We start from the raw sequence: 25,506 nt of genomic DNA, 5'->3' as shown, positions 1-25,506 counted from the left end.
GCGGGAAATGGGAGTGCGGATAACCGAGGGCTACATTGTACCTGCCACGTGACGCGGGTGGCCCGGGCGCAGTCTCAGATGCGTATCGGATACCTCTTGAATAAGTACGCCAACGCATACCCGGTACGCACCGCCGCCGGCAGGCGGCCGGACACGCCTTTCGGGTATCATCGGCCGCATGACACGTAAATCCTGGACCGATGCCCAACGCCTGCGCGAAGAAATCGCACTGGCGGCCGCTCGCCTCATCGCCGAGGAGGGGGCCGACTATGCCACCGCCAAACGCAAGGCGGCGAAACAGGTGACGGGCGAGACTCGCATCGCGGGTGAATTGCTGCCGGATAACGACCAGATCGAAGCGGAAGTGCGCGAGTACGTACAGATATTCATGTCTGACACGCAACCCGCCGAGCTGGCTCACCTGCGCGACGCCGCCCTGAACGTCATGGATGAACTGGCCCGCTACCGCCCGTACATTGCGGGCGCCGTCTATAACGGCACGGCCACGGCGTTATCCGATATCTATTTGCAGGCTTTTTGCGACAACCCCAAGGAAGTCGCCATCGATCTCCTGAACCGGGGGATCGACTACGAGGTGTCCGAGTCCCGTCACTTCAATGGCCGGGGCATGGTCGAGACGCTGAGTTTCCTGTGGCGCCAACGCGGTCAGCGGGGTGACCCGGCGGGTGTGCACCTGTCGCTCTACTCGCTCGACGACATGCGCGGCGCGCTCAAGGCGAGCGACGGCAATGGCCGCCCGGCACGCACTGACGCCAACGGCTTGCGCGCCCTGATGGCTGCCGAGGCCGCCGAGGCTGCCACGCGTGCGGCGCAAGCCCCCGGCACTGCCGGTCAGGCCCGCGCGGACGAACGCGAACACTGACGCAGCAGGTCATCAAATCGCGTCGATATCGCCACATCTTCTCCATATTTGTCAGCCGTTTCCCGGCTATTGTCTACTCAGCGTGATTTTTCCCTTCCCGTCATGACAAAACGCATCGTCATTCTGGTGGTACTGGCGCTCGTGGGGCTGGGGGCCGGCTTCTGGCTCGGCCACCGTAACCAGCAAGCGGCGGACACCTCCGACGCCGCCGTCGCCCAACTGCTTGCGACCCGGCTGCCCGATCTGACCGGCACCGAACAGCCCGTATCGCAATGGCGCGGCAAGACGCTCGTCATCAACTTCTGGGCGCCGTGGTGCGGCCCCTGCGTAGAAGAAATGCCGGAACTGGCCGCCCTGTCTCAGGAATATGCGGCGAAGAACGTGCAATTCGTCGGGATCGGCATCGATACGGCGCAGAACATGATCGCCTTCGAGCAAAAAGTGAAGGTCGACTACCCCCTGCTCGTGGCAGGCTACGCGGGCACCGATCTGGCGCGGGCATTAGGTAATAAGGCAGGCGCCCTGCCGTTCACCGTGGTGGTCGACGCACAAGGGCGCATGCACTATCAGAAGCTCGGCCGCATTACGTCCGACGAAGTGCGCGCGGCGCTCAAACCGCTCATCTGACCCCGCTTGTCCGGGGCGCCCGAACGGACGGCCCCGCGCGGTCGGGGCGAACACCCCGGAAAGCCGCATAATACGGTGCCGATTTTCGCCCCACTGGACAAAATCCACCAACTGGCGTTTAATTGCGCCCAATTTCGTGAAATTTGATTCGCCGATGCCTCACCGCATTCTCGTGCTACATGGTCCTAACCTGAACCTGCTCGGTACTCGCGAGCCGGCGGTGTATGGCCGCACGACGCTGGCCGACATCGACAACGCCCTGCTGGCGCAGGCCCAGGCGGCCGGTGCGGAGCTGGCGACGTTTCAAAGCAATCACGAAGGCGCACTGGTTGACCGGATTCAGGCAGCGCGCGGTGAATCGATCGACTTCATCGTCATCAACCCTGCGGCCTATACCCACACGAGCGTCGCCATTCGCGACGCGCTGGCGGGCGTTGGCATCCCGTTCGTCGAAGTTCACCTCTCGAACGTCCATGCCCGCGAGGCCTTCCGGCATCACTCGTATTTTTCCGATATTGCGCAAGGTGTGATCTGCGGCCTGGGCTGGCGCGGGTATACCTACGCACTCGAATTTGCCCTGCACCGGCTCACCGGCGGGTAGTCCTCTCATCCCCTATTTCCCATCGCGGGACGCTGTTCCCGCGTCGATACCGAATCAAGGAGCTTCCTTCATGGATTTGCGCAAACTCAAGACGTTGATCGACCTCGTGGCCGAATCGGGTATTTCCGAACTCGAAGTCACCGAAGGCGAAGGCAAGGTCCGCATCGTCAAGGCACCGCCGCAACTGATCGCCGCCCCGATGCAAATGGCCATGCCGGTCGCCCCGCAAATGAGTGCGCAAGGCCCCGCCGCGACCCCGGCTGCCCCCGCAGCGCCGGTGGCCCCGGCCGTGCCGCAAGGTCACATCGTGACCTCGCCGATGGTCGGCACGTTCTACCGTGCCCCGTCGCCGGGCGCCGACGCGTTCGCGCAAGTGGGCGACTCGGTCAAGGAAGGCCAGACGCTGTGCATCATCGAAGCGATGAAGCTGCTCAACGAGATCGAGTCGGACAAAGCCGGCGTGATCAAGGAAATCCTCGTCGAGAACGGTCAGGCTGTGGAATACGGTCAGCCGCTGTTCGTGATCGGCTAAAGCCAGTTGCCGGACGCGCACGCGTTGTTGCGGACTGCGGCTCGCCCGCACCGCACCGCCGGGCGGCCGGCCCCGCTCCTTACCCCTACGGGCAGGACTGCACAAAATGTTTGAAAAAATCCTCATCGCCAATCGCGGCGAAATTGCCCTGCGCATCCAGCGTGCGTGCAAGGAATTGGGCATCAAGACCGTTGTCGTCTACTCCGAAGCCGACAAGGAAGCCAAGTACGTCAAGCTCGCCGACGAAGCCGTCTGTATCGGCCCGGCCCCGTCGCAGCTCAGCTATCTGAACATGCCGGCGCTGATCAGCGCCGCCGAGGTCACCGACGCGCAGGCCATCCACCCGGGCTACGGTTTCCTCTCCGAAAATGCCGACTTCGCCGAGCGCGTCGAGCAATCGGGCTTCACGTTCATCGGCCCGCGCCCCGACACCATTCGCCTGATGGGCGATAAGGTCTCGGCCAAGCAGACCATGATCAAGACCGGCGTGCCCTGCGTGCCGGGTTCGGAAGGCGCATTGCCCGACGATCCGAAGGAAATCGTGCGTATTGCACGCCAGATCGGCTATCCGGTGATCATCAAGGCCGCTGGCGGCGGTGGTGGCCGCGGCATGCGCGTGGTGCACACGGAAGCGGCACTCGTGAACGCGGTCAACATGACGCGCGAAGAAGCCGGCCGGGCGTTCAACAACCCGGAAGTCTATATGGAGAAGTTCCTCGAGAACCCGCGCCATATCGAGATCCAGGTGCTCGCCGACAAGCACAAGAACGCCATCTGGCTGGGCGAGCGCGACTGCTCCATGCAGCGCCGTCACCAGAAGGTGATCGAAGAAGCCACCGCACCGCTGATTCCGCGCCGTCTGATCGAGCGTATCGGCGATCGTTGCGCCGACGCCTGCAAGAAGATGGGTTACGTCGGTGCCGGCACGTTCGAATTCCTGTTCGAAAACGGTGAGTTCTACTTCATCGAAATGAACACGCGCGTGCAGGTCGAACACCCGGTGACCGAAATGATCACGGGCGTGGACATTGTGCAGGAGCAGATCCGCATCGCGGCCGGCGAGAAGCTTGCCCTGCGTCAGCGCGACGTGCAGTTCCAGGGTCACGCGATCGAATGCCGTATCAACGCCGAAGATCCGTACAAGTTCACACCGTCGCCGGGCCGCATCACCGCCTGGCACATGCCCGGCGGCCCGGGCATTCGCGTCGACTCGCACGCTTACAACGGTTACTTCGTGCCGTCGAACTACGACTCGATGATCGGCAAGCTGATCGCCTACGGCGCGACGCGCGACCAAGCCATCCGTCGTATGCGTGTGGCGCTGTCGGAAATCGTGATCGAAGGTATCCAGACCAACATTCCGCTGCACCGGGAAATGATGCTCGACGCCAAGTTCGTCGAAGGCGGCACGAGCATTCACTATCTGGAACACAAGCTGGCGCAGAAGTCTGCCGTCGGCGGTAATTAAGCCGTTTTTAGCCGTTCATCTGTAAGGAAGCACTCGCCCTATGTATCGCGAACTCGTCGTGGAAGTTGCCCGCGCACAAGCTGAGGCCCTGTCGGACACCCTGATCGACCTGGGTGTCCTGTCGGTCTCCGTGGAAGACGCGGATGCCGACACCCCCGACGAGCAACCGATGTTCGGCGAGCCGGGTCTCACCCCGCCGGACACCGCGTGGCAGCGCTCGCGCGTGGTCGCGCTGGTGGGGGAAGATCAGGACGCCGCCGTGCTGCTCGCGGCGGCCGTCAACGAACTCAACCTGCCCGAGTCGCCGGCCTTCACGGTGCGCGACGTGGAAGATCAGGACTGGGTGCGTCTGACGCAATCGCAATTCGAGCCGATGCAGATCGGCGAGCGCATCTGGGTCGTGCCGTCGTGGCACGATGCGCCCGATGCCGACGCGCTCATCCTCGAACTCGATCCGGGCCTCGCGTTCGGCACCGGCAGCCACCCCACCACGCGCTTGTGCATGGAGTGGCTCGAGCAACACGTGCAAGCCGGGCAGTCGCTGCTCGACTACGGTTGCGGCTCGGGCATTCTGGCCATTCTGGCGCGCAAGTGCGGCGCCGATCCGGTGGTCGGCATCGACATCGATCCGCAGGCGGTCGAGTCGGCACGCTATAACAGCGAGCGCAATCACGCGCCGGTCGAATACGGCCTGCCCGACGATCTGCGCGACGGTCAGTTCAATATCGTGGTCGCCAACATCCTGTCGAATCCGCTCAAGCTGCTCGCCTCGATGCTCACCTCGCGTGTGGCACCCGGCGGCCGGCTCGCGCTCTCGGGCGTGCTGGAGCGGCAGGCCGACGAGGTGATCGCCGCTTACGCGCCCTATATGAAGATGTCGGTCTGGCGCGCACACGACGGCTGGGTCTGCCTGCACGGGCAGGCCGCCGGTTAAAGCGCTCACAACGCGCCGAGTCCCATGACCCCATCCCCGCGCGTTCAGGCTACCCGCTGCCCTCACTGTCATACCGTCTTTCGCGTCGTCGCCGACCAGCTCAAGCTGCGCGACGGACTGGTGCGCTGCGGCCATTGCCGCGAGGTGTTCGATGGGCGCGCGTACCTTTGTGAACCGCCGGGAGACGGAGACGACGAGGCACCGCAGGTGGCAACCGAGTCGGTGCCGGAGATGCACGCGGCGCCGGTCGCCTCACCAGCCGCATCAGCACTTGCTCCCGCGCCCGTCGTTAGCGAACCCGCAGACACCGCGAACCCAAGCCTAAGCGATATCGAAAGCGAAGCCTCGACAGCGCGCATGTCCGTGCCCGAGATGCTGACGCCCACGGCGATCGCAGCGTTGCTCGGCACACCCGACGAGAGCCGTGCGCAGATGCAGCACGGTCCCGGTCGTTACATCGACGACGAAGACCCCACCGTATTACCGGCACCGACGGCGACACCGGCAAGCGCAAAGCTCGCGGGTGCGTCCGCCATCACGCCGGCGGAAAAGCCGCCGGGTGCCGCCCGCGTCATCTGGCGTGTGCTGCTCACGCTGGCCGTCATTGGCCTGCTCGCGCAATGGGCATGGCTCGAACGCGCGGCGCTCGTCGACCGATTCCCTGCGCTTCGCGACGCGTTCGCCGCCGTCGGACGTCCGCTGCACATCGCCATCGCACCGGCGCGTCAGCCGGACATGCTGCAACTCTCGAGCGTCACGCTGGTGACCGACGACGGCAGTGCCACCAACACGACGGATAGCAATAGCGCTGCCAGCACCGCGACGGCTTCGACCATCGCCGCCGCGAGCGACGCCTCGGCAGACGCCACCGTCCCGGCCGACAGCGTGCCGATGACGCTGACCGTCTTCATGCGCAACGATGCCGGCCACGCGGTGGCGTGGCCATCGCTTGAACTTACCCTCTCGGATATCGACGGCAAGCCGGTCGTGCGACGCGTTTTTGCTGCGGGCGATTATGTTGCCGACAACACGTTGCGCGATGCCGGCCTTGCACCGCACAACGAACGCACGATTCGGTTACGATTGTCGGCGCAAGCAGCGCTTGCCAGTAACTATCGGGTACTCGCGTTTTATCCCTGATAGCGCTGCCGCACTCAACACTAGGAGATATCAATGTCCCAAGTCACCCTCGGGGGTAACCCCATCGAAGTCGACGGCCAGTTCCCGCAGAAGGGGCAAACTGCACCGGCGCTCAAGCTGGTCAATGCCAAATTGCAGGACGTCACGCTCGATGACTTCGCGGGCAAACGCAAGGTTCTGAACATCGTGCCGAGCCTCGACACGCCGACCTGCGCCACGTCGACCCGCAAGTTCAACGAAGCCGCCGGCAAGCTTGAAAACACCGTCGTGCTCGTGATCTCGGCCGACCTGCCGTTCGCCATGAGCCGCTTCTGCGCGACCGAAGGCCTGAACAACGTCGTCACGCTCTCGACCATGCGCGGCCGCGAGTTCCTGAAGGACTACGGCGTGGCCATCACGACCGGCCCGCTCGCCGGCGTGAGCGCCCGCGCCGTGGTGGTGCTCGATGCCGAGAACCGCGTCGTGCACGCCGAACTCGTGCCCGAGATCAAGAACGAACCGAACTACGACGCCGCACTGGCTGCACTGGCGTAAGCCGGTAGTTCATCGGCCGTCATCCGTGACGGCCAAACGCATGACCCGTGCCGGCGCCTGCGCCGGCACATTGCCGTCCGGCTGACGTGCCGCCGTGCCCCTCTGACTTCTAGTAAGGAATCATCTCGTGACTACCGTGATCTGCGGCTCGCTCGCCTACGACAACATCATGACGTTCGAAGGCCGCTTCGGCGAGCACATCCTGCCCGACCAGGTGCACATCCTGAACGTGAGCTTCCTCGTGCCGACCATGCGCCGCAATTTTGGCGGCTGCGCGGGCAACATCGGTTACAGCCTGCATTTGCTCGGCGGATCACCCACGGTGATGGCCACGGTCGGCGAAGACGGCGGCGCCTACCTCGAGCGTTTCAGCTCGCTCGGTATGACCACCGAGTTCGTGCGCACGGTGTCCGACACCATGACGGCTAACGCGATGATCACCACCGATCTGGACAACAACCAGATCACCGCTTTCCACCCGGGCGCGATGATGTTCTCGGCACAAAACCGTGTGGCCGACGTGAAGGGCGCAACGCTCGGCATCGTGGCACCGGACGGTCCCGAAGCGATGCTCGCGCACGCCGAAGGGTTCGCCGCCGCGGGCGTCCCGTTCGTGTTCGATCCGGGTCAGGGCCTGCCGATTCTGTCGTCTGAGACACTGCGTCGCATCGTGGAACTTGCCACTTATCTCGCGGTCAACGACTACGAAGCCAAGCTCCTCGCCTCCAAGACCGGTTGGTCGCTGGAAGACCTCCAGTCGCGAGTCGAGGCACTGATCGTCACACGCGGAGAACACGGGGCCCTGATCTTCGCCGGCGGTGAGCAGCACGACATTCCTGCTGTGAAAGCCAAGCGAGTCGTCGATCCGACCGGATGCGGCGACGCGTTCCGTGGCGGGTTGCTCTATGGCATCGAAAAGGGTCTCGACTGGCCGACCACTGGCCGACTGGCCAGCCTGATGGGTTCGCTCAAGATTGCCGAGCAGGGCCCGCAGACCTATGCACCGACGCGCGCCGACATCGACGCGCAATATGAAGAAGCGTTCGGCCACCGCTTCGAATGATTTCAGGATATTAACGATGGCACGACTGACCACACCGCTCGTAGTTCTCACCGTCACGGCATCGCTCATGCTGTCCGCCTGCACGGCGTTCGGCCCGAGCAATTCCGCGAGCGTCTACAACAGCCGCCAGGCACAACGCGAACAGGTCGTTCGCATGGGCACGGTCGAATCGGTTCGTCCGGTGACGATCGACAGCAGCAACGGCGATCCGGGCGTGCTCGGCGTTGTCGGCGGCGGCGCACTGGGTGCGATCGGTGGCAGCGCCATCGGTGGCGGTCGCGGCTCGATTGCCACGGGCATCATCGGCGGTCTGCTCGGCGCCGTTGCCGGGCAAGCCGTCGAGAACCGGATGAGCAAGAAGGCAGGGCTGGAGATCACCGTGCGACTCGACAATGGCGAGCTGCGTGCGATCACGCAGGATGCCGACGACGCCTTCCAACCGGGCCAGCGCGTACGCCTGCTCTCGAGCGGCGGTGTGACCCGCGTGACCCATTAAGCTGGTCCGTTAGACGGCAAGACGTGCGAGCGCCGCCACGGCGCTCTGAGCGCAATCCAAGCGCATGCAGCGGGCGACCACAGGTCGCCCGTTTGCATTTCTGCACTCGCACACCCGCTGTTCGTTCGCCCATGAAAAAACCCGCTGTGGCGACTCGCGTCACAGCGGGTTTCTGATCGAGTAGGACTACTCGGTCAAAAGACACCTAAGTGTCTTGGTCCCTGCGTCAGCACTCGAATTACGGACGGCTGCCGGTCGGGAACGGCCATGCAGCTGCCGGGTTCAGTGCCGTCTTCGGAGCGGCTGCCGGTGCTGCTGCGGGAGCCGCAGCAGGCTTAGCAACCTTCTTCACGACAGCCTTCTTCACAGCGGGCTTCTTGGCAGCAGCCGGCTTAGCGGCCGGCTTAGCAGCAGGCTTCTTCGCCGCAGCGGCAGGCTTCTTAGCAGCCGGCTTCTTCGCAGCAGCCTTCTTCGCAGCAGGCTTGGCAGCCGGCTTCTTGGCAGCAACCTTCTTCACTGCTGCCTTCTTGGCTGCCGGCTTCTTGGCGGCGACTTTCTTGACGGCTGCTTTCTTAGCGACCGGCTTCTTCGCAGCAACCTTCTTCACTGCGGCTTTCTTGGCCACCGGCTTCTTGGCTGCAACCTTCTTCACCGCTGCCTTCTTGGCCACCGGCTTCTTCGCAGCAACCTTCTTCACTGCGACTTTCTTGGCTGCCGGCTTCTTAGCGGCGACCTTCTTGGCGGCCGGCTTCTTAGCGGCAACAGCCTTCTTAGCGACCGGCTTCTTAGCGGCCACAGCCTTCTTGGCGACAGGCTTCTTGGCAGCAGCAGCCTTCTTCGCTACCGGCTTCTTCGCAACAGCAGCCTTCTTGACTGCGGGTTTTTTCTTAGCAGTAGTAGCCATCACAATGCTCCTTAACGTGAGATATCACTCAAACGAAACTACCTGAGAAGGAAACCCGACCACCGCACGGCGAACCGCCGGCGAGCGGGCTATTCATCGGCGTACGCATCGGACATCGACGGCTTACGCTAATGAATTCGGCGCTGCGCGCATGACGCTTACCATGAGTGGTCACGCGCGCAAAAAAATTGCCGACGACATCGCCGTCAGCAATTCGATTGTCTTGAAAAGGGGAGTTCGCCAGATTCTTCGGGGGGTAGCTTGCCTGTCCCGTCATCGGGATGGAGGAGATTGCGATAGCGGATAAGCGATACTGCTTGCTATGCACCAAGGTTTTTACGCTCCGTAACTACCAGCTCTCTGTCGCGGGAGGAAAGCAATGTGCTTTCGTGTGTTCATCGAGACTGCAATTTATTTGAGCGAATAATAATTCTTTTGTGATGCGATGTTAATACTTTGCGCATAAAAAAGCGCACATCAATCGCAACGAAGAAGTCAATCTGTTGTATTTGATGCACATCGCACGCGTGCTTCGATCACTTCGACGCACTCACGAGCATGCGATGACGAGGGCGATGTGTGTGACTCGTGCCTTCTCTTGCGCTTCGCTTTGACTTCTCTTCGCACAAGTCACGCGTGCTTCGCACGCACACACCACCCTCTCAAGAACCGCATGAATGCTGGCTTTGCAGCCAGCACCCATTTTCATGCAACGCTTAGTCCCAGCTCAACGCACCGCCGGTTTGATAATCGATCACTCGCGTCTCGAAGAAGTTGCGCTCCTTCTTCAGGTCGATCATCTCGCTCATCCACGGGAACGGATTCTCTTCGTTCGGGTAGAGCGCCTCGAGACCGATTTGCGCGCAGCGACGGTTCGCGATGAAGCGCAGATAGCTCTTGAACATGCCCGCGTTCAGACCGAGCACGCCGCGCGGCATCGTGTCTTCAGCGTAGCGATACTCCAGCTCGACAGCCTTCTTGAACAGCTCGCGAATCTCGTCGCGGAACTCCGGCGTCCACAGGTTAGGGTTTTCCAGCTTCACCTGATTGATCAGGTCGATGCCGAAGTTGCAGTGCATCGACTCGTCGCGAAGGATGTACTGATACTGCTCCGCAGCACCGGTCATCTTGTTCTGACGGCCCAGCGCGAGGATCTGCGTGAAGCCCACGTAGAAGAACAGACCTTCCATGATGCAGGCGAACACGATCAGCGAGCGCAGCAGCTTTTGGTCATTCTCCTGCGTGCCGGTCTGGAACGACGGATCGGCAACGACTTCGATGAACGGCAGCAGGAACTCGTCCTTGTCGCGAATCGACGCCACTTCGTGATACGCGTTGAAGATCTCGCCTTCGTCCAGACCCAGGCTCTCGACGATGTACTGATAGGCGTGCGTGTGGATCGCTTCTTCAAACGCCTGACGCAGCAGGAACTGACGGCACTCGGGCGCGGTGATGTGGCGATACGTGCCGAGCACGATGTTGTTCGCGGCGAGCGAGTCGGCGGTCACGAAGAAGCCGAGGTTGCGCTTGATGATGCGGCGCTCGTCTTCGGTCAGGCCATTCGGATCTTTCCACAGGGCGATGTCGCGCGACATGTTCACTTCCTGCGGCATCCAGTGGTTGGCGCAACCGGCCAGATACTTTTCCCACGCCCATTTGTACTTGAACGGCACCAGTTGGTTCACGTCGGTCGTGCCGTTGATCACGCGCTTGTCGGAGGCGCTCACGCGGCGCGTCGACGACGAGGCGATCACATTCGGGGTATCCCCCTGCGTGCCAAGGATATTTTCTGCCGGCGAGAAGGTCGCGGCGGGGGCTGCCGGTGCAGCGGGTTTGGCGGTGGTGGTCTCTTCTTCCCAGTTCAACATAGGGTCTCGGTCCGTTCAGGTTGATGCGGTGCACACAAACGCGCACACCGCCGAAGTGGCAGATCAGCCGATCACTCGCTTGGCGCGTGTGCGACTCGGCTGATACGAATCAATGGTTACTTAACTTACTGGGTCACGCGCAAAAAGCCATGCGTTCCGGCGGACATCATCGCGTGATTCGCGTGACGGGCGGCGGAAAATCCGCAAGGGTCGATACCGTGTTTCGGGGGCCAGTCAGATGCGCATTCGCGCAGTTTTGAGGGACTTCGCAGACGGGGGAGTTGGCTTGCGTCACTGGCAACATCATGACCTCCCGACGTCAAATTGAATGACTCCAATTTAGCACAATTACGTCGCGCATTCCAGCACCCTCCACTATATATAGTGCCGCACCCCATACAAACCACTATACCTAGTGTTCTGGCGTAACACGCGTGCCATGCCCGTCAAGGCCCACGGGACCGGCATGTTGCCATGATTTGCGGGCGGGCGGTAGGGCTTGCGCAGCACCGGACGCGACGTTGACGGCGAGCCACTCGGCACGACGACATCGGGCGTATCCTATGCGTCACGCGTCACCCGCACAGTGAATTCGGACGGCAGATCCGGACGCGCTGCGCGTCAAGGCGCGAAGGAGACGAAGGAGATACCGACGATGCATTCCCCTGATGCCGACACGCGCGCCCTCGCGACGCCGCTCACCCTCACCCCGGGCAAACCGGTCCGGCTCTCGGCCGGGTCGTTGATCGCGGAAGTCCAACCGGGCTGCGGCGGGCGGCTCGCCCGACTGGCGCGACGCGACACACGCGGCGATCTGTTCGACTACCTCATGCCGCTCGGCAACGAACCCTTTGCGTCGGACGAATGGCCGAAGGCCGGCGCATTTCCGATGCTGCCCTATACCAATCAGTTGCGCGACGACACGCTCCACTGGCAAGGCCGCACCATCGTCGCGCGGGAAGCGGCGGTGGCCTCCAGTTCGCTGCATGGCTGGGGGCTGCGCCGCCCTTGGGAAGTCGTGGACGAGAGCGCGCACTGCTGCGTGCTGCAACTCGACAGCCCCGCGCAACCCGAGTGGCCTTGGCACTATCAGGCCTACCTGTCGATCTCGCTCGATGCACAGGGTGTCGACATGCAGCTCTCGCTCACCAACCTCTCGGCGGGCGAGATGCCGGCGGGGCTCGGCCTGCATCCCTACTTCCGCTGGCCCGCCGGGGCGCGCCTGACGTTCGAAGCGGAGTCCATCTGGCGCTCGCCCTCGGAAGACGTCCGGTGGCCGAGCGAGCAACGTATTCATGTCGGCGCGATCGAGGTGGTGTCGGTCGGCGGCGGACTCGACAGCGAAGGCCGCTCGACGTGGTTCGCCGAAGTGCCCACCGAAGGCCGCTTCGATGCGCGCATCGACTACGCAGGCGGCCTGCGCTCGGCGACGGTGCGCAGCGACGACGCCTCGTGGCTCGTGGTGCACTCGCCCGCCGGGCGCCCTTACCTGTGCCTGGAGCCGTCGACGCATCGCGTGGGCGACTTCGATCACGATCACATCGGCGTGCCGCACGGCGAGACGCTCAACCTGTCGATGCGGATTGATTTAGCGTGATCCGACCCGAGCGGGACGGCACGCAAGAAAAAACCCCGTCGTCCTGAAGGACCGACGGGGGTTTTTCCGAGCGCCCGGCACCGAACCGGCACCGGCGCGAACTCAACTTACTGGCAAGCTTCGCACTCGTCGAAGCCGGCATCGCCCGGACGCATCGTGCAGACGGCGCCTTCGGCTTCCGGCATCGGCTGGGCCAACGGCGAGGTCGGCTCGGCCGAGAAGCTGCTCGTCGGCGTCACACCGCCCGAACTCACCGAGTTCAGCGCGCCGTGGTTCACCGTCGACTTCTCGACGTGCGTGGCCGACATCGTACGGAGGTAGTACGTGGTCTTCAGACCGCGCGTCCATGCCAGCTTGTACGTCTCGTCGAGCTTCTTGCCCGAAGCGCCGCCCATATAGATATTGAGCGACTGCGCCTGATCGATCCACTTCTGACGACGCGAAGCCGCTTCGACCAGCCACTTCGGCTCGACTTCGAACGCCGTGGCATAGATCTCGCGCAGATCGGCCGGCACGCGGTCGATACGGGAGAGCGAGCCGTCGAAGTACTTCAGGTCGGCGACCATCACTTCGTCCCACAGGCCACGCGCCTTCAGATCACGCACCAGATACTCGTTCACCACCGTGAATTCGCCCGACAGGTTCGACTTCACGTACAGGTTCTGGAACGTCGGCTCGATACAGGCCGACACGCCGATGATGTTCGAGATCGTTGCGGTCGGTGCGATCGCCACGCAGTTCGAGTTGCGCATGCCGTGCGAAGCGATGTGCTTGCGCAGGCTGTCCCAGTCGAGCGTTGCCGACTGGTCGACTTCGAGGTAACCGCCACGCTCTTCGGCCAGCAGCTTGATCGAGTCTTGCGGCAGGATGCCACGATCCCACAGCGAGCCCTTGTACGACGAGTACTGACCGCGTTCCTTGGCCAGCTCGCTCGACGCCCAGTAAGCGTAGTAGCAAACGGCTTCCATCGAACGGTCGGCGAACTCGACGGCATCGTCGGACGCATACGGCGTGCGCAGCAGGTGCAGGCAGTCTTGGAAACCCATGATGCCCATGCCCACCGGACGGTGATGCAGGTTCGAATTACGCGCCTTCGTCACGGCGTAGTAATTGATGTCGATCACGTTGTCGAGCATGCGCATCGCCACGCGAATGGTGCGCTGCAACTTCTCGTGATCCAGCTCGTAGCCGTTGGCCGTCTGCTTCAGGTGAGCCACCAGATTCACCGAGCCGAGGTTACACACGGCAATTTCGGTCTCGCTCGTGTTCAGCGTGATTTCCGTGCACAGGTTCGACGAGTGCACCACGCCCACATGTTGCTGCGGCGAGCGGATGTTGCACGGGTCCTTGAACGTGATCCACGGGTGCCCGGTTTCGAACAGCATGCCCAGCATCTTGCGCCAGAGCGCTTGTGCCGGCACCTTCTTGAACAGCTTGAGTTCGCCGCGCGCTGCCTTGTCTTCGTAGGCGGTGTACGCCTGCTCGAAGGCCTTGCCGTACTTGTCGTGCAGGTCCGGGCAGGTCGACGGCGAGAACAGCGTCCATTCACCACCTTCCATCACACGCTTCATGAACAGATCGGGAATCCAGTTCGCCGTGTTCATGTCGTGCGTACGGCGGCGGTCGTCGCCGGTGTTCTTACGCAGTTCGAGGAATTCTTCGATGTCCAGGTGCCACGTTTCGAGGTACGCGCAGACCGCGCCCTTGCGCTTGCCGCCCTGATTCACGGCCACGGCCGTGTCGTTGACCACCTTCAGGAACGGCACCACGCCCTGGCTCTTACCGTTCGTGCCCTTGATATGCGAGCCGAGCGCGCGAACCTGCGTCCAGTCGTTGCCCAGACCGCCGGCGAACTTCGACAGCAGTGCGTTTTCCTTGAGCGCTTCGTAAATGCCTTCCAGATCGTCCGAGACGGTCGTCAGGTAGCACGACGACAGCTGCGAGCGGCGCGTACCCGAGTTGAACAGCGTCGGGGTCGAGCTCATGAAGTCGAAGCTCGAGAGGATCTGATAGAACTCGATCGCACGCGCTTCGCGCTCGACTTCGTTCAGCGCCAGACCCATTGCCACACGCATGTAGAACGCCTGCGGCATTTCGATGCGATGGCTGTCGATATGCAGGAAGTAGCGGTCGTACAGCGTTTGCAGACCCAGATAGTTGAACTGGAGGTCGCGCGATGCGTCGAGTGCAGCACCCAGCTTGGCCAAGTCGTACGTGAGCAGTTGCTCGTCGAGCAGTTCAGCTTCCACGCCTTGCTTGATGAAGCGCGGGAAGTATTCGACGTAACGGGCAGCCATCTCGCCCTGCGGCACTTCTTCGCCGAGGATTTCGCGGCGGATCGTGTGCATCAGAATACGGGCCGTGACGAGACTGTACGCCGGCTCTTTCTCGATGAGGGTACGCGAGGCGAGGATCGCCGAGTCGTACACCTGCGACAGCGGCACGCCGTCGTACAGGTTCTTGATGGTCTCGGTCAGGATCGGCTCGGCGCTGACTTCGTTGCCGAGGTTTTCGCAAGCGGCCTGCACCACGCCACGCAGCACGCCCATGTCGAGGGCACGCGTCACGCCGTTGTCGGTCACACGCAGCACCGGCGCGTCAGGCGCTGCCGTCTCTTGCGTGGTTTCAACCGCGTGAGCACGCTCTTGCGAACGCTTTTCGCGATACAGCACGTAGGCACGTGCGACGTTGTGCTCGCCCTCGCGCATCAGCGCGAGTTCGACCTGATCCTGAATGTCTTCGATGTGGAACGTACCGCCGTTCGGGCGGCTGCGCACGAGCGCACGCACGACGGCTTGCGTCAGTTGCTCCACGAGTTCGCGAACACGCGCCGAAGCCGCGCCCTGACCGCCGTTCACGGCGAGGAACGCCTTGGTCACGGCGATGGCGATCTTCGACGGCTCGAAACCCACCACCGCGCCGTTGCGTCGAATCACTTTGAAGTCGGCGTTGGTCGCCGGTTCGAAGGCACCCGTCGTCTGGGGCGCCGACGCACCCGTGCTGCCGGCATTCGTGGCAGCGGTCGGGTTCGGGCGGGTGAGGTTTTCGTTAGTCTGCATGTAAAAACTCCCGTTCCAATGAGATGGTGCTGTTAGCGCGTCTCTACCAGTTTGACGGCCGGCAAAAATGCGCCCTGGGGGCGCCGATGGAGCGAAGTGCTGAACACCGTACGACCGACGGACGGCCAAGGGTTCGAGGTGTCCGCTGCACGGCTTTGCTGCTGTACCGCCCCACAAAACGCCGCGGGACAAGCACGGTATTGATGGATATTGCTTCCTGCGCCGACCTCATGAAAAACCACTACATATAGTGGTCGGCACCCGAATTGGCACTAAGTATAGTGGAGATGACGCACTCCGCAAACTCAAAAATTTGTCTCGCCGGGAAGGCCCGTGGCGTCGCCGTGTCAAGCAAAACCTATTCCGGCATGGGGGTTAATCCGCCGGTTGAAACGGCAACATCGCGGGGTTCAGGCCTGCCATCCGGCGCAACCGCTGCCACTCGAAATGCGGCCCCGGATCCGTCTTGCGGCCCGGTGCTATATCGGCATGTCCGGCGACAGCTTGAATCGGGTAACGCACCTGCAACGTTTGCGTCAGCGCCGCCAGCGTTGCGTACTGCGCCGCCGTGAACGGCGTCTCGTCGGTGCCTTCGAGCTCGACCCCGATCGAGAAATCGTTGCAACGCGCGCGCCCTTCGAACGACGACGCACCGGCGTGCCATGCCCGGGCGTCGCACGACACGAACTGTTGCAACGCACCATCACGGCGCACGAGAAAGTGCGACGACACGTGCACGCCGCGAATCTCGTCGAAGAACGGATGCGCGTCGTGATCGAGCCGGTTCTGGAAGAACGCCGGAATCTCGTCGCCGCCGAACTGCCCCGGCGGCAGCGAAATGTTGTGCACCACGAGCAGGTCGGTCGGCAGCCCGGCCGGACGTGCATCGAAATTCGGCGACGGCAGCCGCTGCGCTTCGCGCACCCAGCCTTCGGTGTCGAGCGTGAAGACCGGCAACGGGTTCGCTGTGCCTTCGACTTTCGATCGATCCGGTGCGTTCATGCCGCGCCCCGCGACAACATGCGCGATACCGCAGCGCAAGCGCTGACGCGGCAATCCGGCCGGTGGGCAACGATAGGGGACACAAATGACTGGAGCATGACGGGCACAGCGATCTCCCGTAGAGCGAGGGGCGCCATTGTAGCCCACTTGGCGTAACGCCGCCGACGCGGGGCCCAACGGTCGCTGCGGGGTGCGGTGAGAGGCGCACTCCCGCTAATGTGCCCGGCCGATGCCCCGAAAAAAATCGGCAGAATCCCCAAAGAAGAAGCCTCTCGCCGCACTAGGCCGAGAGGCTTCCATGGGCGTTGCCACGCCCGGGGGTGGCAACGGACTCGTGTCGTGCAACACGCGTACCACCCCGCACCGCTCACAGGGGCGGCGCCATTGGCCGTTGCCGGCCGGATGAACCCATCGATCACGGAAATGCCGGAATCGCCGCCTCCACCCCTTCCATATGCGCTTCGGGATGGTGCGCTTTCAACATCTCGCGAATCTCGTCGACGCGGCTCTCGCGCACATCGGCCATCAGCAGAATCTGGCCTTGCTCCAGCGGCTCACGGAACATCTTGAGCCGCGAGTTCGGCACCGATACGCCGATCATGCTCGACACCCACGCGCCGAACAGCGAACCGAGCGGCGCGGTAATGATCATCAACTCCCATTGGGGACGTGTGCCCACGATGGGGAAAAACGCCGCGACTGCACCGACTGCCAGCCCACAGAAGCCACCGATCACGAGCCCGGCTTCGGCGCCGTGCACGATATCGGAAGTCTGTAGGAGGTTAGCCTCGTGCAGTCCCTCCAGGTCCATTTCGTCACGTGCCATGAAGTGGATGTGACGCTCCTCGATTCGCGCCAGCAGCAGGTCACTCATCGTGCGCTGCGCACTCGCCAAATCGGGAAGAAGGAAATACATCCGTCTGCGCATTAGCATATGACGCCCTCCTGTCGACTGATCCCCCTGCCCGTCGTCGTCATGCTCGTTCTTGTTCTGTACGGGGCCGGTTACTGTGTTTTAGTGCATGCGACAGGCATGCGCAAGCCGGCCACGGGGGCAGGCTTGCTAATAGAGAGAGGGAGCGAGGGCAGAAGAGAGATGCCGCGGGAAAGAAAGTGCGGCGAATCGGCGAAGCACGGCCGACGAATGACTGATGAATGCGCCCGGACGAATGCGCGGTGATGCCGCGCTTCGGGGCTCAGGCGCGGCGTTCGCGCGCGAGATAGGCGTCGCGATGCGCGCCACTGCAAAAATGCGTGCCACCGGCGCCGTGGATCGCGTCGCTCTCGGGCAGATAGGTATCGCACTCCTGACACCGCACCATGCGCTCGGCGGGCGGCAGCGACTGTTGCACGGTGGTCTTCGCCCCGTTCGCGGGCGGCGGGCGCATGCGATCGGCGTCGCGCTTGCGCTCGTTATGACGCATCCACCAGGTGCCCAGCACCAACAACACCAGTAACAGCAAGATATTGCGCATCGCGCTTCAAGTCTCCGTCATGCGATGCAGCACCACCTCTAGCACGAAGCGAGAACCGACATACGCCAGCAACAGCGCCACGAATGACGCCAGAACCCAACGCAGCGCGACCTTACCGCGCCACCCATAAAAATGCCGTCCCAGCAGCACCGCGCCGAACATCAGCCACGACACCACCGCAAACACGGTCTTGTGATCGATGCGCACCGCGCGCCCGAAGAGCGCCTCGGAAAACATCACGCCGGAAATCAGCGTCAGCGTGAGCAGCACGAAACCCGCACCGATCAGACGGAACAGCAGCTTCTCCATCGTGAGCAGCGGCGGCAGCGTTTCGAGCCAGCGGGCCAGCCAGCCGGTCGGCTCGCTGCCGCGCGACGGATGCAGTTGCCGCTCGGCATAAATCATCAGCAGCGCATGCAGCGCCGCCAGTGCAAACAGGCCGTACGCCATGTTCGCGATGATGAAGTGCACCTTGAAGATCGGTTCGGCCGCAAAGCCGAGAATTCGCACGTCGGGAAAAACGAGCGGCAGAATGCAGGCCACGGCCGCGATCGGTGTGACCATTAGCCGCAGGCTGTCGAGCGGGAAGAAGAAACTTTCGATCCAGTAAATGCCCACCGAGAGCCAGAGCATGGCCGAGAGCATGTACGCGAAACCGAAGTGCATGCTGTCGGCGCGGAAGATCGTCTGATGCAGCAACACCCCGTGCAGCGCGAGCGCGACGAACAGCGAAAGCTGCATCGGCCAACGCGAAGGCGTGCCCGTGACCGGCGCAGGCGCGAGCTGCCCGCCCGCCATCGCGAGTGCGGCATCGCGCCGGTAACCTTGCCACGAACAAACCGCCAACCCGGCGTAGAGGATGGCGGTCAGCGCATACAGTAAAATAGTCATGTTTGAAGTTTACACCAGCCCATGACGGGCGCGCTGCCGTGCTGCTCACTCGCCCGGGCACGCCCGCCCACCGGGCCACTGCGGGTCTTACAGGATACGTTTCATGCTCGACAATCTCACTACGCGCCTTGCCAAGGTCGTCAAGACCCTGCGCGGCGAAGCCCGTCTGACCGAGGCCAACACGCAGGAAATGCTGCGCGAAGTGCGCCTTGCCCTGCTTGAGGCCGACGTTGCCCTGCCCGTGGTCCGCGATTTCGTCGCCAAAGTGCGCGAAAAGGCGCTCGGCGAAGAAGTCGTCGGCAGCCTCTCGCCGGGTCAGGCGCTCGTGGGCGTGGTCCAGCGCGAACTGACCGCGCTCATGGGCGGCGACTACGAAGGCCGTGCCGCCGAACTCAATCTCGCCACCACCCCGCCCGCCATCATCCTGATGGCCGGTCTGCAAGGTGCCGGTAAGACCACCACCGTCGGTAAGCTCGCCAAGCTGCTGCGCGCGCAGAAGAAGAAAGTCCTCACGGTTTCCGTCGACGTCTATCGCCCTGCCGCTATCGCGCAGTTGCAGACGGTGACCGAACAAGTCGACGCCGACTTCTTCCCGTCGCAACCCGATCAGAAACCGGTCGACATCGCCCGCGCGGCAGTGGACTGGGCGCGCCGCCATCACCACGACGTGCTGCTCGTCGACACGGCCGGCCGTCTGGGTATCGACGAAGCGATGATGCAGGAAATCACCGCCCTGCATACGGAACTGAAACCGATCGAAACGCTGTTCGTCGTCGACGCCATGCTCGGTCAGGACGCCGTGAACACCGCGCGCGCCTTCAACGAAGCGCTGCCGCTCACCGGCGTGGTGCTCACCAAGCTCGACGGCGATTCGCGTGGCGGTGCCGCGCTGTCGGTGCGTCACATCACCGGCAAGCCGATCAAATTCGTCGGTGTGGGCGAAAAGCTCGACGGCCTCGAAGTCTTCCACCCGGACCGCATGGCGAACCGGATTCTCGGCATGGGCGATATTCTCGCGCTCGTCGAAGAGGCCCAACGCGGCGTGGACGTGCAGGCCGCCCAGAAGCTCGCCGAGAAGGTCAAGAAAGGCGGCGACTTCGATCTGAACGACTTCAAGGCGCAAATCGGCCAGATGAAGAAGATGGGCGGGCTTTCCTCGCTCATGGACAAGCTGCCGGCGCAGTTTCAGGCGGCCGCCAGCCAGACCAATATGGATCAGGCCGAGAAGCAGGTGCGCCGCATGGAAGGCATCATCAACTCGATGACGCCCACCGAGCGCGCCAAGCCCGAACTGATCAAGGCCAGCCGCAAGCGCCGCATCGCTGCCGGTGCGGGCGTGCAGGTACAGGAAGTCAACCGCATGCTCAATCAGTACGATCAGATGCGCACGATGATGAAGAAGCTCAAGGGCGGCGGCATGATGAAGATGATGCGCAGCATGAAGGGCATGATGCCGGGCATGCGCTAAGCGCAGACGTTGTCTACCCGGTCGCAGGGTTGCGGCCCGCCAGATTTCGGACAGATCCGGTTAACGCCGGCTATTCCGTATATACTCCGGGCCGCAAATAGCGACATCCCCCGCAACAAGTGATACAGGGTCGCCCCATATGAACCGCGAAGAAGCCCTCGAAGTATTCCGTAATTCCGAAGAAATCGTCTCGTCCGATCAGGTCAACGCCTCGGTCGACCAGATGGCCGGTGCCATCAAGGCCGCCATCGGCGACGAATTCCCGATGGTGCTGTCGGTCATGGGCGGCGCCGCCGTCTTCACCGGCATGCTGCTGCCGCGCCTCGACTTCCCGCTCGAGTTCGACTACATCCACCTCTCGCGCTACAACAACACCACGACTGGCGGTGCCATGCAATGGCGTGTCGCCCCGCGCGACTCGGTGCGTGACCGCGTGGTGCTCGTGCTCGACGACATCCTCGACGAAGGGGCGACGATGGCCGCCATTCGCGACCGGATTCTCGAGATGGGCGCGTCGAAGTTCTACAGCGCCGTGCTGTGCGAGAAGATTCTCGCCAAGGACAAGCCGTCACATCCCGACTTCTGCGGCTTTACCGTGCCTGATCGCTATGTCTTCGGCTGCGGCATGGATGCCAAGGGTTACTGGCGGAACCTGCCGACGATTCGCGCACTGACGACGCCGCGCTGATATCGTTTTGACATCAGCCACATCGCCATGAAGAAAGGGCCCCTCGGGGCCCTTTTCTTTTGCTGCCGATGCCTTCGATGCATAGGCTCAGAACTGATGCACGAAGACCTTCACGCCCTTGAGGATCATCTCGACCGAGATGGCCACGAGAATCAGCCCCATCAGACGCTCGAACGCCGCCACCACGCGTGAACCCAGCAAGCGCTCGATGCGGTCGGCCAGCAACAGCACCACCGCACACACGGCCATCGTCACGCTCAGTGCCGTGATCCATTCGAGCATCCTGCCCGGCTGCTGCGACACCAGCAGCATGACGGTCGCCAGCGCCGACGGCCCGGCAAGCGCGGGGATGGCCAGCGGCACGATGAGCGGCTCGCCAGTGGTCGGCAGCGACCCCTGATCGGGATGCGGGAAGATCATGCGCAGCGCAATCAGAAACAGCACGATGCCGCCCGCCAGTTGCAACGACAGATCGGTCAAGCTCATCATCCGCAGGAAGCGATCGCCCACGAGCATGAACAGCAGCAGAATCGCGAATGCGATCAGCACCTCTCGCACGATCACGCGCGGCCGTCGAGATGCCGGCACGTTACGCAGCGCGTTGACGAAAATGGGGATATTGCCGAACGGATCCGTGATGAGCAGCAGCAGGATCGTGGCCGAAGCGAACGTGTATTCCATACGGAGAATGCTCTGGATATGACAACGGCAGCCGCCAAGGCGACTGCCGTCAGGTAATGCAGGGGCCAGCCGGTTCACCCTCTAAAGGATGGTGCGGCTGGTTGGCAGGTGCAGTGTCGCCCGTCGCATCGCATCGAATCGAACGAACCGATGCGGCTCGACCCGCACCCGCCTCACTGACGCTCAGATCGCCTTCGCGGCGCGCACCTTGCCGGCAACGATCTCGGCCACGGTCGCAGCGTCGAGCAACTGGGCTTCCGTCTCGCGACGGCCCTGATACTCGATCTTGCCTTCCTTCAGGCCGCGATCGCCGATCACCACGCGGTGCGGCACGCCGATCAGTTCCCAGTCGGCAAACATCACGCCCGGACGCTCGCCACGGTCATCGAGAATGACGTCGACGCCGGCAGCCAGCAGGTCCTCGTGGAGCTTGTCGGCAGCGGCGCGCACGGCGTCGCTGCGGTCGTAGCCCATCGGGCACAGCACCACTTCGAACGGCGCGATCGATTCCGGCCAGATGATGCCGCGATCGTCGAAATTCTGTTCGATGGCGGCGCCCAGCACACGCGTGATGCCAATGCCGTAGCAACCCATTTCCATCGGCGCCGGCTTACCGTTCTCGTCGAGGAAGGTGGCCCCCATGGCATCCGAGTACTTGGTGCCCAACTGGAACACGTGACCCACTTCGATGCCGCGGCACAGGGCAATCTCGCCCTTGCCGTCCGGCGACGCATCGCCCGGCACGACGTTGCGCAGATCGGCCACCACTTCGGCCTCGGGCAGGTCGCGGCCCCAGTTCACGCCGGTGATGTGGAAGTCCGCCTCGTTGGCGCCGACCACGAAGTCGCTCATCTTGGCCACCGTGCGGTCGACCACCAGCTTGACCGGCTTCTTCGTGCCGATCGGGCCCAGATAGCCCGGCGGCGTGCCGAACCACTCGACGATTTCGGCTTCGGAGGCAAAACGGAAGTCCGTCAGCCCCGGCACCTTGCTCGCCTTGATTTCGTTCAGATCGTGATCGCCGCGCAGCAGCAGCAGCCAGACCGTGGTGCCGGCGTCTTCGCTGTCGGTGGCCAGCACGATCGACTTGACCGTGCGCGCGAGCGGAATCGACAGCAGTTCGGCCACGGCTTCGCACTTGGCCTTGCCCGGCGTCGCGGTCTTGGTCAGGGCTTCGGCTGGGGCCGCACGCTCGCCTTGCGGGGCGGCGGCTTCGGCCATTTCGACGTTGGCCGCATAGTCCGACGTCGGGCAGTAAGCGATGGCGTCTTCACCGGTATCGGCGATCACGTGGAATTCATGCGAACCCGAGCCGCCGATCGAGCCGTTATCGGCCACGACCGCACGGAAGTCCAGCCCCAGACGCGTGAAGATGCGCACATAGGCGTCGAACATCTTCTGATACGAGACTTGCAGGCCGGCACGGTCCTTATCGAACGAGTACGCGTCCTTCATCATGAACTCGCGACCGCGCATCACGCCGAAGCGCGGACGGATCTCGTCGCGGAACTTGTTCTGCACCTGATAGAAGTTGACCGGCAACTGGCGGTAGCTCTTGATCTCGCGGCGCGCGATGTCCGTCACCACTTCTTCGTGGGTCGGCCCGACCACGAAATCGCGGTCGTTGCGGTCCTTCAGGCGAAGCAGCTCCGGACCGTACTTTTGCCAGCGGCCCGATTCCTGCCAGAGTTCGGCCGGCTGGACGGCTGGCATGAGCAGTTCGAGCGCGCCGGCGCGGTTCATTTCTTCACGGACGATGGCTTCGACCTTGCGAATCGAGCGCAGGCCGATCGGCAGGTAATCGTAGATACCGCCGGCAACGCGACGGATCATGCCGGCACGCACCATCAGCTTGTGGCTGACGATCTCGGCGTCCGCGGGAGCTTCCTTGAGGGTGCCGATGAAGAAACGAGAGGCTTTCATGCAGATTTCCGGAAAAATTAGGGGTCAACGGCCGGGTTGCTTCGGTCGGGTGCCCGAGCCCCGCCAGCCGCCGCGCCGGTGATTATCTGTTTATAATCGAAGCAATTTTAAAGGATTCAAGGGTGGTTGTATGCTTGACCGTGAAGGCTTTCGCCCGAACGTCGGCATCATCCTCTTAAACGCACGCAATGAAGTGTTCTGGGGCAAGCGGCTGGGCGAACACTCCTGGCAGTTCCCGCAAGGCGGCATCAAGTACGGCGAAACGCCCGAACAGGCCATGTTCCGAGAATTGCACGAAGAAACCGGGCTAAAGCCAGAACACGTCAAAATCATCGGTCGCACGCGCGACTGGCTGCGTTATGAGGTGCCGGACAAGTTCATCAAGCGCGAAGTGCGCGGACATTACCGGGGCCAGAAACAAATCTGGTTCCTGCTGCGCATGGTCGGTCGCGATTGCGATATCTGCCTGCGGGCGACCGATCATCCCGAGTTCGACGCCTGGCGCTGGAACGAATACTGGGTGCCGCTCGAGGCCGTGATCGAGTTCAAACGCGAAGTGTATCAACTCGCGCTCAACGAACTCTCGCGCTATCTGCGGCGCACGACGGCGCGCGCCCAGCACGAGCGTCGGCGGTTTCCGCGCGCGGGTGCCCACATCGGCGAATTGCCGCCGGGCGCCACGAGCGGGTCGTACGGCGACGCGATCGACCCCGGCCCGGGTGAGCATCACTCGGGCGAGTACAGCGACGATTGCGCCGGTGCTTCGGTGGCGGTCGACGATGCCGATGCTGCCGAGCACGCCGGTAATTCGGGCAGCGCCGTCAGTCCGGTTAGTCCGGGTAAGGGTTCCGCAGGCGGGGGGCACTGAACCGGGCCGCGAGCGCGCTGTCCATCATCCGTACGCGGGCGTCATGCCCGCGTCGTGCTGAATTCTCCCCGTGTTCGTTGTCGCGATGTTGTCGCCGCGTTTGCCGTCGCCGCATCTGTCGTCGATCACCCAGAACATTTTGCGCGGCCTCGCCCGCTTTTGCTCATCAGCCGTCTTACTGACCGTCACCTCATGCGCCTGTCTTTCACCCGCCGCGCTCCGCGCCTCGCCGTTCTGGTTCCTCTGGCCGCGCTGTCACTGCTTGCCGCTTGCAGCAGCACGTCGCAGCCCGTTCAGGATCTCGACGAATACTTCGCCCAGCAGGAAGCCGCCAAGGGCAAATGGAAGGAATCCGACTTCACGATGCCGACGACGGCCCCGCAGAACGCCGATCTCGCCACCTTCCCCACCCTGCCGGGCTCCTCGCTGACCTACGCGATCGACACCAAGTCCGTGCAAGTGTCTGACGACGGCGTGGTGCGCTACGTAGCCGTCATCACCAGCAAGGAAGGCGCGCGTAACGTGTCGTTCGAAGGCATGCACTGTTCGACGTTCGAGACGCGCCTGTACGCCACCGGCCGTCCCGACGGCACGTGGGTCGCCGCACGCAACAGCGAATGGCGTCCGATTCGCCCGTACGGCTCGACCGCCTATCAGGGCATTCTGTACCGCGACTACCTGTGCCGCGAGAAAACGCCGCTGGGAAAGCCGAAGGAAATCGTGCAAAACCTGCGCTTTCCGGTGGGCAACCCCGATTACAAGTAATCGCGCAGCAGGAGACTGCGGGCGGAATTTCGTCCGCTG

General features: G+C 63.0%; 24 protein-coding genes. 15 read left to right on the top strand and 9 right to left on the bottom strand.

Annotated features, from left to right (window positions below; all coding sequences use genetic code 11):
• Window positions 1-178: 178 nt before the first annotated feature.
• The 10 genes from PIN31009_RS22775 (at window position 179) to PIN31009_RS22730 (ending at window position 8,278) form a co-directional block, all read left to right on the top strand.
• A complete protein-coding gene (locus PIN31009_RS22775; RefSeq protein WP_150686181.1) occupies window positions 179-883 on the top strand; it encodes a UDP-N-acetylmuramate--alanine ligase in 705 nt (234 codons plus the stop codon).
• Window positions 884-985: 102 nt separating this feature from the next.
• A complete protein-coding gene (locus PIN31009_RS22770; RefSeq protein WP_087686389.1) occupies window positions 986-1,510 on the top strand; it encodes a TlpA family protein disulfide reductase in 525 nt (174 codons plus the stop codon).
• A 154-nt stretch (window positions 1,511-1,664) separates the two neighbouring features.
• Entirely contained in the window at window positions 1,665-2,111 is a 447-nt protein-coding gene (gene aroQ / locus PIN31009_RS22765; protein ID WP_058376153.1) for a type II 3-dehydroquinate dehydratase, read from the top strand.
• A gap of 70 nt (window positions 2,112-2,181) precedes the next feature.
• Window positions 2,182-2,643: an acetyl-CoA carboxylase biotin carboxyl carrier protein gene (gene accB / locus PIN31009_RS22760; protein ID WP_150686180.1), complete on the top strand. Its 462-nt coding sequence runs from the start codon at window positions 2,182-2,184 to the stop codon at window positions 2,641-2,643.
• 106 nt (window positions 2,644-2,749) lie between these two features.
• Window positions 2,750-4,111: an acetyl-CoA carboxylase biotin carboxylase subunit gene (accC, locus tag PIN31009_RS22755; RefSeq protein WP_150686179.1), complete on the top strand. Its 1,362-nt coding sequence runs from the start codon at window positions 2,750-2,752 to the stop codon at window positions 4,109-4,111.
• 40 nt (window positions 4,112-4,151) lie between these two features.
• The gene (gene prmA, locus PIN31009_RS22750; RefSeq protein WP_150686178.1) at window positions 4,152-5,045 is read left to right on the top strand and encodes a 50S ribosomal protein L11 methyltransferase; all 894 of its coding nucleotides are present in this window, start codon (window positions 4,152-4,154) and stop codon (window positions 5,043-5,045) included.
• 24 nt (window positions 5,046-5,069) lie between these two features.
• Window positions 5,070-6,185, top strand: a complete 1,116-nt coding sequence (locus PIN31009_RS22745; protein ID WP_150791658.1) for a DUF3426 domain-containing protein — start codon at window positions 5,070-5,072, stop codon at window positions 6,183-6,185.
• A 33-nt stretch (window positions 6,186-6,218) separates the two neighbouring features.
• Complete coding sequence (gene tpx, locus PIN31009_RS22740) at window positions 6,219-6,719, top strand: thiol peroxidase (RefSeq protein ID WP_087686385.1); 501 nt, start codon at window positions 6,219-6,221, stop codon at window positions 6,717-6,719.
• A 127-nt stretch (window positions 6,720-6,846) separates the two neighbouring features.
• Window positions 6,847-7,782, top strand: a complete 936-nt coding sequence (locus tag PIN31009_RS22735) for a carbohydrate kinase family protein (protein WP_150791657.1) — start codon at window positions 6,847-6,849, stop codon at window positions 7,780-7,782.
• A gap of 16 nt (window positions 7,783-7,798) precedes the next feature.
• Window positions 7,799-8,278 carry an outer membrane lipoprotein gene (locus PIN31009_RS22730; protein WP_058376160.1) on the top strand — a complete coding sequence of 160 codons (480 nt, stop codon included), beginning with the start codon at window positions 7,799-7,801 and terminating at the stop codon, window positions 8,276-8,278.
• A 238-nt stretch (window positions 8,279-8,516) separates the two neighbouring features.
• On the opposite strand, the gene PIN31009_RS22725 is transcribed toward PIN31009_RS22730, so the two are convergent.
• Together PIN31009_RS22725 and PIN31009_RS22720 are read right to left on the bottom strand one after the other, a co-directional pair.
• Window positions 8,517-9,182 (bottom strand): histone H1-like DNA-binding protein, encoded by a 666-nt coding sequence (locus tag PIN31009_RS22725; RefSeq protein ID WP_058376161.1) that lies wholly within the window; start codon window positions 9,180-9,182, stop codon window positions 8,517-8,519.
• Window positions 9,183-9,898: 716 nt separating this feature from the next.
• Window positions 9,899-11,050 carry a ribonucleotide-diphosphate reductase subunit beta gene (locus PIN31009_RS22720; RefSeq protein ID WP_150686174.1) on the bottom strand — a complete coding sequence of 384 codons (1,152 nt, stop codon included), beginning with the start codon at window positions 11,048-11,050 and terminating at the stop codon, window positions 9,899-9,901.
• Between the two features lie 655 nt (window positions 11,051-11,705).
• Between PIN31009_RS22720 and PIN31009_RS22715 the strand changes: the two genes are divergently transcribed.
• Entirely contained in the window at window positions 11,706-12,647 is a 942-nt protein-coding gene (locus tag PIN31009_RS22715; RefSeq protein ID WP_150791656.1) for an aldose epimerase family protein, read from the top strand.
• A gap of 107 nt (window positions 12,648-12,754) precedes the next feature.
• Here the strand turns inward: PIN31009_RS22715 and PIN31009_RS22710 are convergent, their stop codons facing one another.
• The 5 genes from PIN31009_RS22710 to PIN31009_RS22690 all read right to left on the bottom strand — a co-directional run bounded on the left by PIN31009_RS22710 (window position 12,755) and on the right by PIN31009_RS22690 (window position 19,074).
• Window positions 12,755-15,706, bottom strand: a complete 2,952-nt coding sequence (locus tag PIN31009_RS22710) for a ribonucleoside-diphosphate reductase subunit alpha (RefSeq protein WP_150686172.1) — start codon at window positions 15,704-15,706, stop codon at window positions 12,755-12,757.
• A 375-nt stretch (window positions 15,707-16,081) separates the two neighbouring features.
• The gene (gene ampD, locus PIN31009_RS22705; protein WP_150791655.1) at window positions 16,082-16,708 is read right to left on the bottom strand and encodes a 1,6-anhydro-N-acetylmuramyl-L-alanine amidase AmpD; all 627 of its coding nucleotides are present in this window, start codon (window positions 16,706-16,708) and stop codon (window positions 16,082-16,084) included.
• A 415-nt stretch (window positions 16,709-17,123) separates the two neighbouring features.
• Window positions 17,124-17,636, bottom strand: a complete 513-nt coding sequence (locus PIN31009_RS22700) for a DUF1269 domain-containing protein (RefSeq protein ID WP_150791749.1) — start codon at window positions 17,634-17,636, stop codon at window positions 17,124-17,126.
• 268 nt (window positions 17,637-17,904) lie between these two features.
• Window positions 17,905-18,183: a PP0621 family protein gene (locus PIN31009_RS22695; protein ID WP_058376166.1), complete on the bottom strand. Its 279-nt coding sequence runs from the start codon at window positions 18,181-18,183 to the stop codon at window positions 17,905-17,907.
• A 6-nt stretch (window positions 18,184-18,189) separates the two neighbouring features.
• On the bottom strand, window positions 18,190-19,074 hold the full coding sequence (locus PIN31009_RS22690) for a cytochrome C assembly family protein (RefSeq protein WP_058376167.1): 885 nt from the start codon (window positions 19,072-19,074) through the stop codon (window positions 18,190-18,192).
• Between the two features lie 103 nt (window positions 19,075-19,177).
• Here PIN31009_RS22690 and ffh point away from each other — a divergent pair, with 103 nt between their 5' ends.
• Window positions 19,178-20,542: a signal recognition particle protein gene (gene ffh, locus PIN31009_RS22685; protein ID WP_058376168.1), complete on the top strand. Its 1,365-nt coding sequence runs from the start codon at window positions 19,178-19,180 to the stop codon at window positions 20,540-20,542.
• A 139-nt stretch (window positions 20,543-20,681) separates the two neighbouring features.
• Complete coding sequence (locus tag PIN31009_RS22680; RefSeq protein WP_058376169.1) at window positions 20,682-21,230, top strand: hypoxanthine-guanine phosphoribosyltransferase; 549 nt, start codon at window positions 20,682-20,684, stop codon at window positions 21,228-21,230.
• 87 nt (window positions 21,231-21,317) lie between these two features.
• Here PIN31009_RS22680 and PIN31009_RS22675 read toward each other — a convergent pair whose 3' ends face one another.
• Window positions 21,318-21,911, bottom strand: coding sequence for a MarC family protein (locus tag PIN31009_RS22675; RefSeq protein ID WP_150686169.1), 594 nt, complete (start codon window positions 21,909-21,911; stop codon window positions 21,318-21,320).
• Between the two features lie 183 nt (window positions 21,912-22,094).
• Window positions 22,095-23,834: a proline--tRNA ligase gene (locus tag PIN31009_RS22670; protein WP_150791654.1), complete on the bottom strand. Its 1,740-nt coding sequence runs from the start codon at window positions 23,832-23,834 to the stop codon at window positions 22,095-22,097.
• Between the two features lie 130 nt (window positions 23,835-23,964).
• Between PIN31009_RS22670 and PIN31009_RS22665 the strand changes: the two genes are divergently transcribed.
• Both PIN31009_RS22665 and PIN31009_RS22660 read left to right on the top strand, forming a co-directional pair.
• Window positions 23,965-24,702: an RNA pyrophosphohydrolase gene (locus tag PIN31009_RS22665; RefSeq protein WP_246185815.1), complete on the top strand. Its 738-nt coding sequence runs from the start codon at window positions 23,965-23,967 to the stop codon at window positions 24,700-24,702.
• A gap of 192 nt (window positions 24,703-24,894) precedes the next feature.
• On the top strand, window positions 24,895-25,467 hold the full coding sequence (locus PIN31009_RS22660) for a CNP1-like family protein (RefSeq protein WP_150791653.1): 573 nt from the start codon (window positions 24,895-24,897) through the stop codon (window positions 25,465-25,467).
• Window positions 25,468-25,506: the final 39 nt, after the last annotated feature.

The sequence above is a fragment of the Pandoraea iniqua genome (assembly GCF_902459685.1).
In the GTDB taxonomy this organism is placed as follows: Bacteria; Pseudomonadota; Gammaproteobacteria; order Burkholderiales; family Burkholderiaceae; genus Pandoraea; species Pandoraea iniqua.
The sequence above is the reverse complement of the archived record's forward strand: the minus strand, read 5'-3'. Positions and strand labels throughout refer to the sequence as shown.